13 protein-coding genes are annotated in these 13,592 nt (G+C 60.7%); 2 read left to right on the plus strand and 11 right to left on the minus strand.

Going from position 1 to position 13,592, the window contains the following annotated elements; all coding sequences use genetic code 11:
* Positions 1-4: 4 nt before the first annotated feature.
* The 9 genes from I7X13_RS17410 to I7X13_RS17450 all read right to left on the minus strand — a co-directional run bounded on the left by I7X13_RS17410 (position 5) and on the right by I7X13_RS17450 (position 9,945).
* Positions 5-856, minus strand: a complete 852-nt coding sequence (locus tag I7X13_RS17410) for a 4-hydroxy-3-methylbut-2-enyl diphosphate reductase (protein WP_198076448.1) — start codon at positions 854-856, stop codon at positions 5-7.
* Positions 857-991: 135 nt separating this feature from the next.
* Complete coding sequence (locus I7X13_RS17415; RefSeq protein WP_198076449.1) at positions 992-1,468, minus strand: hypothetical protein; 477 nt, start codon at positions 1,466-1,468, stop codon at positions 992-994.
* A gap of 247 nt (positions 1,469-1,715) precedes the next feature.
* The gene (locus I7X13_RS17420) at positions 1,716-2,558 is read right to left on the minus strand and encodes a phytoene/squalene synthase family protein (RefSeq protein ID WP_198076450.1); all 843 of its coding nucleotides are present in this window, start codon (positions 2,556-2,558) and stop codon (positions 1,716-1,718) included.
* 74 nt (positions 2,559-2,632) lie between these two features.
* Complete coding sequence (locus I7X13_RS17425) at positions 2,633-4,135, minus strand: phytoene desaturase family protein (RefSeq protein ID WP_198076451.1); 1,503 nt, start codon at positions 4,133-4,135, stop codon at positions 2,633-2,635.
* Positions 4,136-4,254: 119 nt separating this feature from the next.
* On the minus strand, positions 4,255-4,809 hold the full coding sequence (locus I7X13_RS17430; protein WP_198076452.1) for an RNA polymerase sigma factor: 555 nt from the start codon (positions 4,807-4,809) through the stop codon (positions 4,255-4,257).
* Between the two features lie 229 nt (positions 4,810-5,038).
* Positions 5,039-5,938 carry a MerR family transcriptional regulator gene (locus tag I7X13_RS17435; protein WP_198076453.1) on the minus strand — a complete coding sequence of 300 codons (900 nt, stop codon included), beginning with the start codon at positions 5,936-5,938 and terminating at the stop codon, positions 5,039-5,041.
* 55 nt (positions 5,939-5,993) lie between these two features.
* Complete coding sequence (locus I7X13_RS17440; RefSeq protein ID WP_198076454.1) at positions 5,994-6,503, minus strand: sterol desaturase family protein; 510 nt, start codon at positions 6,501-6,503, stop codon at positions 5,994-5,996.
* A gap of 135 nt (positions 6,504-6,638) precedes the next feature.
* A complete protein-coding gene (locus I7X13_RS17445) occupies positions 6,639-7,445 on the minus strand; it encodes an enoyl-CoA hydratase/isomerase family protein (RefSeq protein WP_198068886.1) in 807 nt (268 codons plus the stop codon).
* Positions 7,446-7,665: 220 nt separating this feature from the next.
* On the minus strand, positions 7,666-9,945 hold the full coding sequence (locus I7X13_RS17450) for a ComEC/Rec2 family competence protein (protein ID WP_198076455.1): 2,280 nt from the start codon (positions 9,943-9,945) through the stop codon (positions 7,666-7,668).
* Between the two features lie 129 nt (positions 9,946-10,074).
* On the opposite strand from I7X13_RS17450, the gene I7X13_RS17455 reads away from it, so the two are divergent.
* The gene (locus tag I7X13_RS17455) at positions 10,075-11,010 is read left to right on the plus strand and encodes a phytanoyl-CoA dioxygenase family protein (protein ID WP_198076456.1); all 936 of its coding nucleotides are present in this window, start codon (positions 10,075-10,077) and stop codon (positions 11,008-11,010) included.
* Positions 11,011-11,054: 44 nt separating this feature from the next.
* On the opposite strand, the gene I7X13_RS17460 is transcribed toward I7X13_RS17455, so the two are convergent.
* Together I7X13_RS17460 and I7X13_RS17465 are read right to left on the minus strand one after the other, a co-directional pair.
* The gene (locus I7X13_RS17460) at positions 11,055-11,489 is read right to left on the minus strand and encodes a GNAT family N-acetyltransferase (protein WP_198068889.1); all 435 of its coding nucleotides are present in this window, start codon (positions 11,487-11,489) and stop codon (positions 11,055-11,057) included.
* A gap of 112 nt (positions 11,490-11,601) precedes the next feature.
* A complete protein-coding gene (locus I7X13_RS17465) occupies positions 11,602-12,699 on the minus strand; it encodes a PhoH family protein (RefSeq protein WP_198068890.1) in 1,098 nt (365 codons plus the stop codon).
* Positions 12,700-12,821: 122 nt separating this feature from the next.
* On the opposite strand from I7X13_RS17465, the gene I7X13_RS17470 reads away from it, so the two are divergent.
* Complete coding sequence (locus I7X13_RS17470) at positions 12,822-13,592, plus strand: SAM hydrolase/SAM-dependent halogenase family protein (RefSeq protein WP_198076457.1); 771 nt, start codon at positions 12,822-12,824, stop codon at positions 13,590-13,592.

Raw genomic sequence — 13,592 nt, forward strand, 5'->3', positions numbered from 1 at the left:
GAAATTATAGAGACAACAGCCGCTCGCGCACCTGCTCCATCAGCCACATCGGGGTGCTGGTGGCCCCGCAGATGCCCACCGACTGCCCTGGCCGGAACCAGGCCGCATCGATTTCGGCCACGTTGGAAATGAAGTGAGTGAGCGGGTTGGTTTCCTTGCACACTTGGTACAGCACCTTGCCATTGGAGCTTTTGGTGCCCGACACAAACACAATCTGGTCATACTGCGCGGCGAAGCGGCGCAGGTCCTTGTCGCGGTTGCTCACCTGCCGGCAGATGGTGTCGTTGGCATTCACCTGGTAGCCCCGCGTTTCCAACTGATTCTTAATATCATAGAAGCTGTTGGTACTCTTGGTGGTTTGGCTGTAGAGGGTGATATTTTCGGGCAACTCGTGGCTCAGTAGCTCGTCAAGGCTTTCGAACACCACGGCATTGCCGCTGGTCTGGCCCAGCAGGCCGAGCACCTCGGCGTGGCCGTGCTTGCCGTAGATGAAGATTTGCTCCTTCTTGTCGTAGCTGGCCTTGATGCGGTTTTGCAGCTTCAGCACCACCGGGCAGCTGGCGTCAATCAGGGTCAGGTTGTTTTCCAGGGCCATCTGGTAGGTGGCCGGGGGCTCGCCGTGGGCGCGAATTAGCACGGCCTCATTGCGCAGCTCGGCCAGCCGCTCGTGGCAGATGATGCGCAGGCCCCGCTCTTCCAGGCGCTGCACTTCCTCGTCGTTGTGCACGATATCGCCCAGGCAATAGAGGTAGCCCTGCTCGTCGAGCAGGTCTTCAGCCATTTGAATGGCGTAAATCACGCCAAAGCAAAAGCCGGAATTGGGGTCGATTCGAACGCTGAGGTGTAGGAAGGGCATACGCCAGAACTAACCACGAAGCCCCCCGCAAGGTTGCGGAGTACGGGCGGGTTGTGCCGAAAATACGTTAGCCGGGCTTAATTCAGTTTGCACTACCCCGAAAGCGTTGCGTAAGCCTGAGCTTATGCGGCACTTCTACTCCTTCACTTTGCTCAGGCGCTGGGCCTCTTCCTCACTCACGTGCCCGCGACCTACTAGGAAGCCGCGCACTGTGCGGAACGCCTCCGCATCGAGCCCAGTGCCGGGGTGGTTGAGGGCGGCGTTAAGCAGCATTTCCTTGTCTTCCTCCACGTGCTTGCTCAGGCCCAGGAAAGCGGGCAGATTGCTTTCGACCGAAAAGCGCAGGAAGCGGATTTCGGGGTTTTGCGGGTCGAGGCCTACGGCTTGCTCAAAGGTTTTGGCCGCGTCCTGCACGTAGGTGAGCTTGTTGAACATCGACGCATCGCGGGCCCGGATGGCCTCGGAAGCGGCTTTGTAGCCCAGCACCAGCGCGTCGCGGTCCTGATAATCAGCCAGGAGCTTGTAGAATTTTTCGCCGGCGGCTTTGTCGGCGGCGGCCTGCTCGTAGTGGCGGCGCAAAATGGCAGGATGGTAAGGGGAAGTCGACGACACGGTGTGGGAGGTGAGGTTGGAGGAGAATGGACGGACGGCCTTGGCGACCGGGCGGGCGGGCCCGGAAACCGGCGGCATACCGCCGCCCCGCCGAGCACTACTACGCAAATCGGCCGCCAAGGACGACGCCCCAATCCCTACAATAACCGCAAGAAACAGAACCTTGGGAATTCGCATATTCGGCAAAAATACGGCGTGAGGCCGCAACGTAGCTGGAATAAGGCAAAAGCCGGGCCCAAAAATGGCTTCAGATGCGCGACAGCCGGTAGCGGAAATACGAGCCCAGCAGCAGCAGCAGCTTGGTATTGTCGGGCACACGCACCCGCTCGCCCAGGATGCGGGCGGCCGGCAGCTTCTTGATTTTATAGAAGAGCTTGAGGTAGTAGACGTAGGCCAGGTACACGCCCAGCTTGGCCGAGCGCGGCAGCTGCTGGATGCCCGCGTAGGCCGCCTCAAAATCGGCTTTGATGTCGGCCTCAATCTCGGTTTTGGTGGCGTCGTTGAAACGCGAATACACCACGCCGGGGAAATACACGCGGCCCCGGTCCTCGTAGTCGGAGCGGATATCGCGCAGGAAATTTACCTTTTGAAACGCCGAGCCCAGGCGCTGGGCCGGCTCGCGCAGCCGGTCAAACATGGCCGCGTCGCCGTCGCAGAAAATGCGCAGGCACATCAGCCCCACCACTTCGGCCGAGCCGTAGATGTATTCCTGGTACAGGCCGGGGTGGTAGTTCTGGTCCTCCAAATCGAGGGCCATGCTGTGCAGGAAGGCTTCGATAAACTCCCGGTCGATGCCATACCGCTGAACCACGTGCTGAAATGCTTGCAGCACGGGGTTGAAACTCAGGCCCGTATCCAGCGCTTCATAGGTCTGGCGGCGAAAATCGTCGAGCAGCGCGGCCTTGTCGTGGTCGTGAAAGGTGTCCACGATTTCATCGGCCCAGCGCACGAAGCCATATACGGCGTACACCGGCAGGTGCAGCCGCTCATCGAGCGTGCGAATGCCCAGCGTGAACGAGGTGCTGTAGCGCCCCGTGATGAGCTTGCTGCACGCCAGGCTGGTATCGGTGAAGAGTTTAACGTGGTCCACTTATTTGAATTATGAGTTATAAATTATGAATTATGAAATGGCAGAGTCGGCGACGCTAACTCATAATTCATGACTCATAATTCAGAATTCTCTTTCAGCACTTCGCCCGCCACTACCTGCCCCGAAATAAGCGAGGGCGGCACGCCCGGGCCGGGCACGGTGAGCTGACCCGTGAAATACAAATTACTGACCTTTTTGCTTTTCAGCGTGGGCTTCAGAATAGCCGTTTGTTTCAAGGTATTAGCTAAACCGTAGGCGTTGCCTTTGAAGCTGTGGTAGTCGGCGATGAAGTCGCGGTGGGCATAGCTGCGCTTGTACACCACGTACTCGCGGATGGGGTGGCCGCAATGCTTTTCGAGGCGGTCCATCAGCAGGTCGTAGTAGCGGTCACGGGTGGCCTCGTCGTCGGTCAGGCCGGGGGCCACGGGGATGAGCAGGAACAGGTTTTCCTGACCTGCGGGGGCCACGGTGGGGTCGGTTTTGCTGGGCACCGAGGCGTAGTAGAGCGGCCGGGTGGGCCACTGCGGCTGCTCGTAAATCTCGCGGGCGTGCTGGGTCAGGTCCTCGTCGAAGAAGAGGTTGTGGTGGCGCAGCTTGTCGAGCCTGCGGTTGACACCGAGGTAGAACAGCAGGCTGGATGGGGCCATCACCCGCGAATCCCAGTATTTCTCGTCGTAGTGGCGGAACTCTGGTTTCAGCACCTGCTGCTCGACGTGGTGGTAGTCGGCCCCGGCCACCACAGCATCGGCCGCAAAGAAGCCATTGGCAGTGCGCACACCGGTGCTGCGGCCATTCTCGACCACGATTTCTGTCACTTCCTGGTTGTATTCGATGCGCACGCCTAGCTCTTCGGCCAAGCGCACCATACCTTCCACAATTTTGTGCATCCCCCCTTTCGGGTACCAGGTGCCCAGCGCCAGGTCGGCGTAGTTCATCAGGGAATACAGCGCAGGCGTATTTTCCGAAGTTGCGCCGAGGAAGAGGATGGGAAACTCAACCAGCTCCAGCAGGCGCGGGTCGTTGAAGAAGCGCCGCACGTGCTTGTGCATGCTTTGCAGCACGTCCATGCGCACCATGTCGATGAGCAGTTTGGGGTCGGCAAATTCGAAGATGGAGCGGCTCGGCGCGTACACCAGCCGGTTGATGCCTACTTCGTACTTGTAAGCGGCCTGCTTCAGAAACTCATCCAGCCGGGCGGCGCTGCCGGGCTCGTAGCGCTCAAACAACGCCCGCAGTTCGCTCATTTTGGCCGGAATATCCACGGGTTCCGGCCCTCTGAAAATCACCTGATAAGACGGGTCCAGCCGCACTAGCTCGTAGTAGTCAGCCACTTTCTTGCCGAAACGGGCGAAGTACTTCTCGAACACATCGGGCATCCAATACCAGCTCGGGCCCATGTCGAAGGTGAAACCCTGGGCGTGGAACACCCGCGCCCGCCCGCCGGGGCCTTCGTTTTTTTCGAGGATGGTGACGCGCCAGCCGGCCTGGGCCAGCGTGGTGGCCGCCGCCAGCCCGGCAAAGCCCGCCCCGATGACGACGGCTTGTTTGGTATCAGTAGGTTGCGAAGGGAAGGGCAAGGGCTAGCAGTAACGGAATCGGTGGAACGGGCAGACGAAATACGCTCAAAAAGAAGCCGCCGGCCCAGCGCCGCAGATGCAGCAGCAGGCCGGCGGCCACCGCGCGGGCGCGGCAAAGGCTAGTCTTCTAGGGTGTCGGCGGCATCGGCAGCAGCCGAGGCACCTACCGGGGCATACACGTGCAGGGCCGATTTCAGGTCCTTGCGGGCAATGTGGATGCGGTTTTTGACGGTACCAATCGGGATTTGCAGCTTCTCGGCAATCTCCATATACTTGTAGCCGATGTAGTACATCATAAATGGCGTGCGGTAGTCGGTACCGAGGCTGGAAATGGCCTCGTTGATGTCGCGCACCACAAAATCGGACGTAGCGCCGTTGTGGGTGATGTAGTTCTGGTCGGTGTTGAAATACTGGAAATACTCCGTCGAATCAATGTTGGAGCTGCGCTTGGTAATCTTGTTGTAGTTGTTGATGAAGGTGTTGCGCATGATGGTATACAACCACGCCTTCAGGTTGGTACCGGCTTTAAACTTGTCCTTGTTGAGCAGGGCTTTGAGGAGGGTTTCCTGCACTAAATCCTTGGCGTCGTCAGCGTCTCGCGTCAAATTCATGGCGGCGGGCCGGAGCGTCAGCGAAATCTTCTGCACTTGCGAGGTAAATTCGAGCGAATTCATGCTGTTTAGCTTTTCGTGACCGTTTGTTAAACAAATATACGAGCCGGTCGCCATACCGGCTAGCCCGGGCCCAAAGAATTTTGCTCGGCGCGCCTACTTTTCGTCGTAGGCGCGGCAAGGTACGGCCGGCTCCGGTTTTAGCCCGGTGAACTTGCCCCAAAAGCCCGTGATGTTTATGTGAAGTTTTCGGGCGTAGCTACGGAGTGGGCCGCCAACCGGTTTGCTCCGTTCAGGCCGCTACCGGCTCGGGCTCGTGCTCCCCCACCAGCGCCAGGAAATCGGTCATCAACTCCGGCACCACGCAGTTTTTGGGCAGTTCCAAGCCCTCCTGCCGGGCCAGCGGCCCATAAAGCACAAGAAGCTTATCGGGGCACATGGCGGCCACTTCGCGGGCAAACTCCCCTATTTTGCTGCGCTCGGGCTGCGAGGTGAGCACCGTGGCAATGGCATCGGGGCGGTAGGTTTTGCACACCGCATGCAGTTCAGCAGTGGGCAGGTTTTGGCCCAGGTACAGGGTGTGCTGGCTGCGCGCCCGCAGGGCGTAGTTCATAAACAGCAGCGCCAGCTCGTGCATCTCGTTGGCGGGCAGGAACAATACCCAGCGCCGAGCCGAGGTGGGCACGCAGGGCAGGGCATCGGTGGCGGCCAGCAACTTCTGGCGCAACAAATGGGCCAGCAGGTGCTCCTGTGCCGGGTTCACCGTGCCGGCCAGCCACATCAGGCCGATGCGCTGCAGGAGCGGATAAGCCACGAAGAGCATCATCTTTTCGAAGCCCAGCTGGTCGGTGGCTTCGTTGAGGAGGTAATTGAGGCGCTGCTCGTCGAAACTGAGCATGGCAGCCAGCAGGGCATTCACCTGCTGGTGGTAGTCGTGGGCATCGTTGCAGCAGGCCAGCACGGCCGCCTGAATCTCGGCATCGCTGAGGCAGGCCACCTGCGAAATGCGCTTGCCCCGCCCGCACAGCGTGCTCACGTTGAGCAGGCGGCGCAAATCATCGTCGCAATACATGCGAATGTTGGTGGCGGTGCGCACCGGCCGCAGCAGGCCGTAGCGTTGCTCCCACATTCGAATGGTGTGCGCCTTGATGCCCGAAAGCTGCTCTAAGTCGCTGATGGAGAAATGGCCCATTGGGATAATTAAAAATTGTTATCAGAGAATTAAAAATCAGCGTGCAGAATCCGGGCTATAATTCGGCGGCTCGGGGGTCGTTTTTAATTTTCTCTTTAATTCTTAACTGATGTTGTTTTCGGGCCAGTTCCAGGTATTTGGGTGAAACCCACAGCAGACCAAACTCGGCCGAGCCATCGCGGCCCGTGGTTTTGTGGTGGGTTTTGTGGGCCATGTTGAGTGCCCGCAGGTAAGTATTCTGTGATTTTTTCCAGAAGCGCAACCGGCCGTGAATCAGCACATCGTGCACAAAAAAATAGACTGTGCCGTAGCAGGCAATGCCCACGCCCACCCAGAACCACCAGCGCCCACCATTGTCGCCGGTAATGAACAGGGCGGCCGAAATGGCCCCGTAAATCAGAAAAAACAGGTCGTTGCGCTCTACCGGGTGCGGGTGGCGCACGTGGTGCGAGCGGTGCAGAAACCACAGCGGCCCATGCTGCACAAATTTGTGCATAAACCACGCCCAGAATTCCATGAATCCGAAGGTGCTAAGGGTGATGCCAATGGCGGCCAGGGCTGTCATGCGGAGGTAACCGTTGCGGAGAAAAAGTTGTTTGCCGGAAACGTAAAAACGCCGCTCTGGTCCATTTCGGGCCAAAGCGGCGTTCAAGATACTACTTTCCCGGGGGGCGGTGGCAGCGGCAAGGCCCGGGGCGCCCTACCAGCCAATCTTTTCCTTGCTGAGAAAAGCGGCAATTCCCTTGCGGCAGTCGTCGGAGCCGCGGGCTTCGGCGTTGCGCTGGGCCGCGTAGCGCAGGCCCTCTTCGAGGTCGAGTTCGGGCAGGTGGGCCAGCATTTCCTTGGTGACTTCCATGCTCTGGCCCGAGTTTTCGCGGCACAGGCGCTGGGCGAAGGCGTGCACGTTGGCCGCTAGCTCTTCTTTGGAAGCCAGGAAGGTGATTAGGCCCATGTCGAGGGCAGTTTGGGCCGAAACGGGGTCGCCGGTGAGTAGCAGCTGCTTCGTGCGCGACTCGCCGATTTTGCGCAGCAAAAACACGCTCACAATAGCTGGTAGAAAACCGATTTTAACCTCGGTGTAGCCAAACTTGGCCTCGGGCACGGCAAAGGTCAGGTCGCAGATGGCGGCCAGGCCGCAGCCGCCGGCCAGCGCATGGCCCTGCACCTGGGCAATGACGACTTTCTTAAGGGTATAAATCTGGTGGAAGAGCTGCATGAGGTGCGTGCTGTCCTCCAGGTTATCGGTGTAGCCGAAGCCCTGCAGCTCTTGGATGTAGGCCAAATCGGCCCCGGCGCAGAATACCTCGCCGGCCGAGCGCAGCACAATGACCTTGGCATCTTCGTCGTTTTCGGCGAACTCAAAGGCCTGTTTTAGCTCGGTTACTACATCGGCATTCAGGGCGTTGCGCTTGTCGGGCCTATTGAGGGTGATGTAGCCGATGCGGTCCTGGGCTTCGTACTGAATGTAGCGGAGGGCTTCGAGTTCGGGAGTGAGCAGGTTTTCCATAGGGGCGGGGTTGGCGCAAACGGATGGTTACAGCTGGGATGCCGTCGGCCGAGGAAAGGTGGCATCTTCCTGGGCAATTAACGCAAAAAATATACGGATGGACTGCCGTGCTCGGCCAAGTACCCGACCAAACCGGCGAAACGTGCTGACTGCCGGCCCATTGGCGGCCTTGGGCCTAACTCGGAGCGGGCCGGGCAGGCGGTTGCCTGCGGCGGCAACTTTAGCGGGCAGCCAGCGGCGGCGCGCACCGAAAAGCGCCCCGCGCCGTGACGTCCCAGGTGCGGAAGCCTTGGGCACGCAGCAGGGAATCCTGCCGGGCCACGTACCAAATTTTGCAGCTCGAATCGAACACCACCCGCACCTGCGGGCCAAACACGGCAGCAACGGTTTCGGGTTTCAGGCGGGCGTTGCGGCGCAGCACCAGCACATCGACGGGCGCGGGCCGGGTGGCGGTGGAAATCTGGTTGGAAACGAAAGCCACTCGCAGGCCGCGCCAGCGGGCCAGCACCACGGGGCCGGGTCGGAAATACAGGGCCGGCTTGGCGCTGTCCGGGTCGCTGAGGCGCTGCACGGGCACGGTGCAGCCGCGCCAGCCCACGCGGTAGGCCGTGCGCCGCGCCGCCCGCCGGATGATGCCTGGCAGCAGCCGGTAGGTACGCTCGGTTTCGGTAAGCGGCAGCGAGTCGGGCGTGACAAACTCGGCCGCCGCGCCCTGCCAGAACCCCACCGCCGAGCGGCGCGGGATGCTGTACACAATGAATTCTTCGGTGGGCGCCACGGCGCGGGCCTCGGCCACGCGGCTACCGCCGTAGCAGCACAGCAGCAGTGCCATGCCGCGCAGCCAGCCCAGCCGGCGGGTATTCAGCCACGCCAGCCCGGCCCCGATGATGCCGAAAAGCAGCACTGTTTGGAGGGCCGAGACGTGAATGTCGCGCACGACCCAGCCGGAGAAGTAGCGACTTATCAGGAAGATGTATTCGTTGAACATCCATACCATCGATTCAAATGCCCACGCTATAAAACGTGGCAACAAATCGAGCCACCACGCCGCGCCGGCGGGTAGCAGCAGGCCAATACCAGCCATCAAGCCCTTCACCGCCAGCAAGGCCAGCCCCACGTACACTGCCCCGCTCGAAATAGGCACGGCCACAAGGTTGGAAAACAGAAAGCTGAACGGGAACTGATGGAAGTAATACAATCCCAGGCCAAACGTGGCCACCTGCGCTGCCAGCGACAGCGCCACGGCCTGCCACACCTTATCAAGAAACCAGCCGCTGCCGCGCCAGGCCCATTGCACCGCTTTGGGCTGCCAGGGCCGGCGACGGGCGTAGAAATACGCTTCGACATCAAGCCAGCCGGCAATGCGGGGCTGCACATACACAATGCTGAGCACCGCCAGAAACGAAAGCTGAAACCCCACGTCGGCCACCAGAAACGGGTTCCAGACCAGCAGCCCAAACGCGGCCACACCCAGCGTGTTGAAGATGGAATCCTGCCGCCCCAGCGCCCGGCCAATGATGATGACCGTGAACATGACCGTGGCCCGCAGCACCGACGCCGACAGCCCCGTGAGAAAGGCGTAGCTCCAGATTACGCCCAGCCCCACCAGCGACGACCACAGCAAAAAGCCCTTCACCCGCCCAAACAGCTTGCGCAGCACCCATGACATGGCCGCGAACAACAGCCCCACCTGCAAGCCGCTCACGGCCATAATGTGCGTGGTACCGGTGGCGGTATAGGCCTGCTTGGTGGCCAGGTCCACGTCGTCTTTAATGCCCAGCACCAATGCCGAGGCAATGGCATACTCACGCTTGGCCGAGATGTAGTGCCGAAAAACGCCGTCGAGCTGCGCGGCTGCACGCATACTCCAGTAAATCAGAATATTCGGCGGACTATTTCGCAGCACCCGGTATTGGTCCGGGTGAATGTATTGCTGGTGATACACTTGCCGGTACTCCAGGTAGCGGGCGTAGTCGAACTCGCCGGGGTTGAGCGGGGGCTTGCTGGGGTCGGGGTGACCGCGAATGAGCCAAACCTCGCCATACTGCGGCTGCGCAATGCCCGCTACCCGCGGCAATGACACCCGCACGCCGCCCGTGGCCCGGCGCCAGCGGCCGGCCACGCGCACGGCCTGCACTTTCAGGGTGGTGGCGTAGGTGGCGGCCCGCACCACGGTGGCTTCGTCCACCACGGCCTGGTAGCATTCCACTGTGTCGCCAAAGCGGTAGAGGTGGTCGGCGCGGCGGCTTTCGGTGGCGCGCTGAGTGAGCGTGGCCCCAAGCGCGACGATGCTGAGCAACGACAGCAGGCCAGCGGCATCGGCGGCGGCGGGAGTTCGCTGGCGCACGGCCCAGAAAATCAGCACCATGCTGCATCCGGCCAGTACCACAGTAGCGGGCCACAGCTCCGGCCAGCTTGCGCCAAGGTAGAGGTAGCCCACAATGCCGAGGATGAGCGCGGGGGTGTAGCGCACGAAGGGAAAAGTGGCCCAGGTAATCATCAGCAGGTAGAAAAAGGAAAGGGTATTGGGCTGGCAATGTACCGGTTTGAGCCGGAACAGCCAAGATACGGCCCGGCCGTGCCTGCCCCGAGCCGTATCTTGGGCCTTCGAAGTTCCCCTCCCCCGCCCATGCTTTCCCTGCTCCGCCGCCTCAAGCTCAGCTACGCTGCCTACAACGTTTTTCAGCGCCGCCGGCTGGCCCACAACCTGCCCATCTACCAAAAGCTGGGGTTAAATAAGCGCTACTTCTCCCCCATCAGTAGCCGCGATTTTGCCCACCTGCCGGCGGGCGCGGGCCTGCCCACCGTGGCTCCGCTGGCCGAGCGGCTGGCCGCCACTCCGGCCTTCGCTGCGCTGCCCGCGGCCAGCCAGGCCAGCCTGCGGGCTTTCGAGGACAACGGCTTTGCCATCCTGCCGGGCTTTTTTGGCCACGAAACCGTCGATGGCATCAACCAGGAGTTGCATCAGCTCATTGCCACGCGGCAAATCAGCGTGCGCTACGTCAACAAATTCATGTTTGCGTTTCGCAAGTCGGCCCGCATCCAGGCGGCGGGCGAGGGCGCGCTGCGCGAGTTGGTGGCCGCGCTGCTGGGCCACGAAACCAAGCTCTTCCAGAGCATCAACTTCCTGACCGGCAGCCAACAGCGCACGCACTCCGACAGCATCCACATGAGCACCTTCCCGCTGGGCGGCATGGCAGCGGCTTGGGTGGCATTGGAGGATATTACGCTGGACAACGGCCCGCTGCACTACTACCCCGGCAGCCACAAACTGCCCTACTACCTCAACGCCGACTACCAGAACGAAGGCACCGAGTGGCTCATCGGCGATAAAGCCTACACCGAATACGAAGCCTACATCAACCAAAAAATCCTCGAAGCCGGCCTGCCCAAACAGATTTTCCTGGCGCGCAAAGGCGACGTGTTCATCTGGCACGCCAACCTGATGCACGGCGGTGAGCCCCACCGTGACCCGGCCCAGACGCGCAAAAGCATGGTATTTCACTACTTCAGCCAGGCCCACATCTGCTACCACGAAATTACGCAGCGCCCAGCGCTACTGTAGCAACAACGTCTTGCTGAGCGCATAGCATCAACATTAAGCTGCCCTTATCCCAGCACCATTTTGAAGTGCTGAATCCCCGCTTCCTCAAACATCTCCCCTTCCTTCCGAAATCCGTGCCGCTCGTAGAAGCGCACGGCGTTAATCTGCGCGTTCAGGTACACTTCGGCATCGGGTAGCTCGGTTTGCACGTCGGCCAGCACGGCATGGAGCAGCGCGGCCCCAATTTGCTGGTTGCGGAAACCTTCGAGCACGGCGAAGCGCTCTAGCTTCACGCCGTTATCGGTTTCGCGCCAGCGGGCGGCGCCGGCGGGTGTGCCGTCTTCGGCGCGGGCCAGGTAGTGGCGGGCGTCGGTGCGGTCGTGAAGGTCATTTTCGAGGGTGGCGGGCACACCCTGGCCTTCCACAAACACTTTTTCGCGAATGGTGAAGGCGGCGTCAAGGTCGCGCAGGTCGGTGATGCGGTAGGCGGTGGCGGGCATGAGTCAGATACATAAAATTGTCATCCTGAGCGCAGCGAAGGACCTTATCACGCTGGAAACTCCTGACGTGATAAGGTCCTTCGCTGCGCTCAGGATGACAGTTGATTATTATTTATAGCGCCTGCTCGTGGTTCACGGGCAGCTCCGTTTCTTCGGCCCCCGGCTGGTCACCATCCAGCAAACCTTGCTCGCGCAGGCGGCGCTCGTGGCGCTCGTCACGGCGGGGCGCGCCATTGGCCTGGGCCTGACGGGTCATTTCTTCGGTGTCGTACTTATCGTAGGCTTCCACGATTTCCTTCACCAAGCGGTGGCGCACCACGTCTTCGGAATTCATCTCGACGTAGCCAATGCCCTGCACGTTTTTCAGGATGTCCATGGCCTGCATCAGGCCCGACTTCTGGCGGGTGGGCAGGTCAATCTGGCTGCGGTCGCCGTTTACCATCACCTTGGCCGTGGGACCCATGCGGGTCAGAAACATCTTAATCTGGCTCGGCGTGGTGTTCTGGGCTTCGTCGAGCAGCACGAAGGCGTTGTTCAGCGTGCGGCCGCGCATGTAGGCCAGCGGGGCGATTTCGATGATTTTATTTTCCTGGTAAAACTTCAGCTTTTCGGCCGGAATCATGTCCTCCAAGGCGTCGTAAATCGGGCGCAGGTAGGGGTCCACCTTCTCCTTCATGTCGCCGGGCAGGAAGCCCAGGCTTTCGCCGGCCTCCACCACGGGGCGCGAGATGATGATTTTCTTCACCTCTTTGTTCTTGAGCGCGCGCACGGCCAGCGCCACCGAAATATAGGTTTTGCCGGTACCGGCTGGGCCGAGGGTGAAGGTCAGGTCGTGGGCCATCACGGTATCCACCAGCTTTTGCTGGTTGGGCGTTTTGGCTTTGATAACCCCGCCTTTGGCCCCAAACAAAATGACGTCGGGCGAGGCGGCCAGAACCCGGCCCTCGGCTTCTTCGGAAGTGGCGGAAAGGTATTGGTTGACGGTTTTATCGGTAATCTGGCCGTACTGGTGGTAGTGCTCGATGAGCGAGGAAAGCAGGTCGTTGATGCGGGCAATGACTTCCGTCTGGCCCTGGATTTTGATTTCGTTGCCGCGGCTGATGATTTTGGAGCCGGGGAAAGCGGCGGCCAGCTGGCGGATATTCTGGTTGTCGGGGCCGAGGAAATCGACCAAAGACATGTTTTCGAGGGTGATGATTTTTTCGACCAAGTTGGAAGAGAGGGGGAAAGAGAAAGGGTGTGGGAAAAAGGGCCCGTTTTCGGCCCGAATCGGCTACTTTTGCCCCGATTCGGGCGCTGGAACAATACTACGAAAAACTACGGAACACAGGCATGGGGTTGATTACGCTGCTCACCGATTTTGGCTACCGCGACCATTATGTGGCGGCCCTAAAAGCGCGGCTGCTGCACCTGGCCCCGGCGGTTCCGGTCATCGACATCAGCCACGGCGTCGAACCCTTTAACATCGCGCACGCCGTTCACGTTCTCCAAAGTGTGTTTCGGGATTTTCCGGTGGGTACGGTGCACGTCATCGGCGTGGCCGACCACGGGGCGGGGGCCGAGCCCGGCTGGCTGGCCGCCGAATTTGAAGGCCACTACTTCGTGAGCGGCGACAACGGCATTCTGGCCCTGCTGGCCAATGGCACGCCCGAAAATCTGGTCGCGTTGCCGGCCGCCGTCACCGCCTCCCCCACCCGCGATGTGCTGCTGCCCGCCGCCGTGGCCCTGGCCCAGGGCGCGCTGCTAAGCGACCTAGGCCCGGCCGTTACGACTCAGCACCAGCTCAACAACCGCCAGCTGCGCCTGCAGGACCACCGCATCACGGGCCATGTGGCGCACGTCGACCACTACGGCAACCTTATTACCAACATCTCCCGCACGGCGGTGGAGGCCGTGGGCCACGGCCGCCCGCTGGCCATCCACTTCGGCCGCGACGTGGTGCGCGACCTGCACCCACACTTTTCGGCCGTGCCCCCCGGCGAGGCGGTGGTGGTATTTAATAGCCAGAATTTTTTGTGCTTGGGCATTTGCCAGGGCAATGCGGCGGAGTTGCTGGGGCTGAATTTTGACTCGCAGGTGGACGTGCGGTTCCAGGCGGAGTAA

Source organism: Hymenobacter negativus (assembly GCF_016056375.1).
GTDB classification, from domain to species: Bacteria; Bacteroidota; Bacteroidia; order Cytophagales; family Hymenobacteraceae; genus Hymenobacter; species Hymenobacter negativus_A.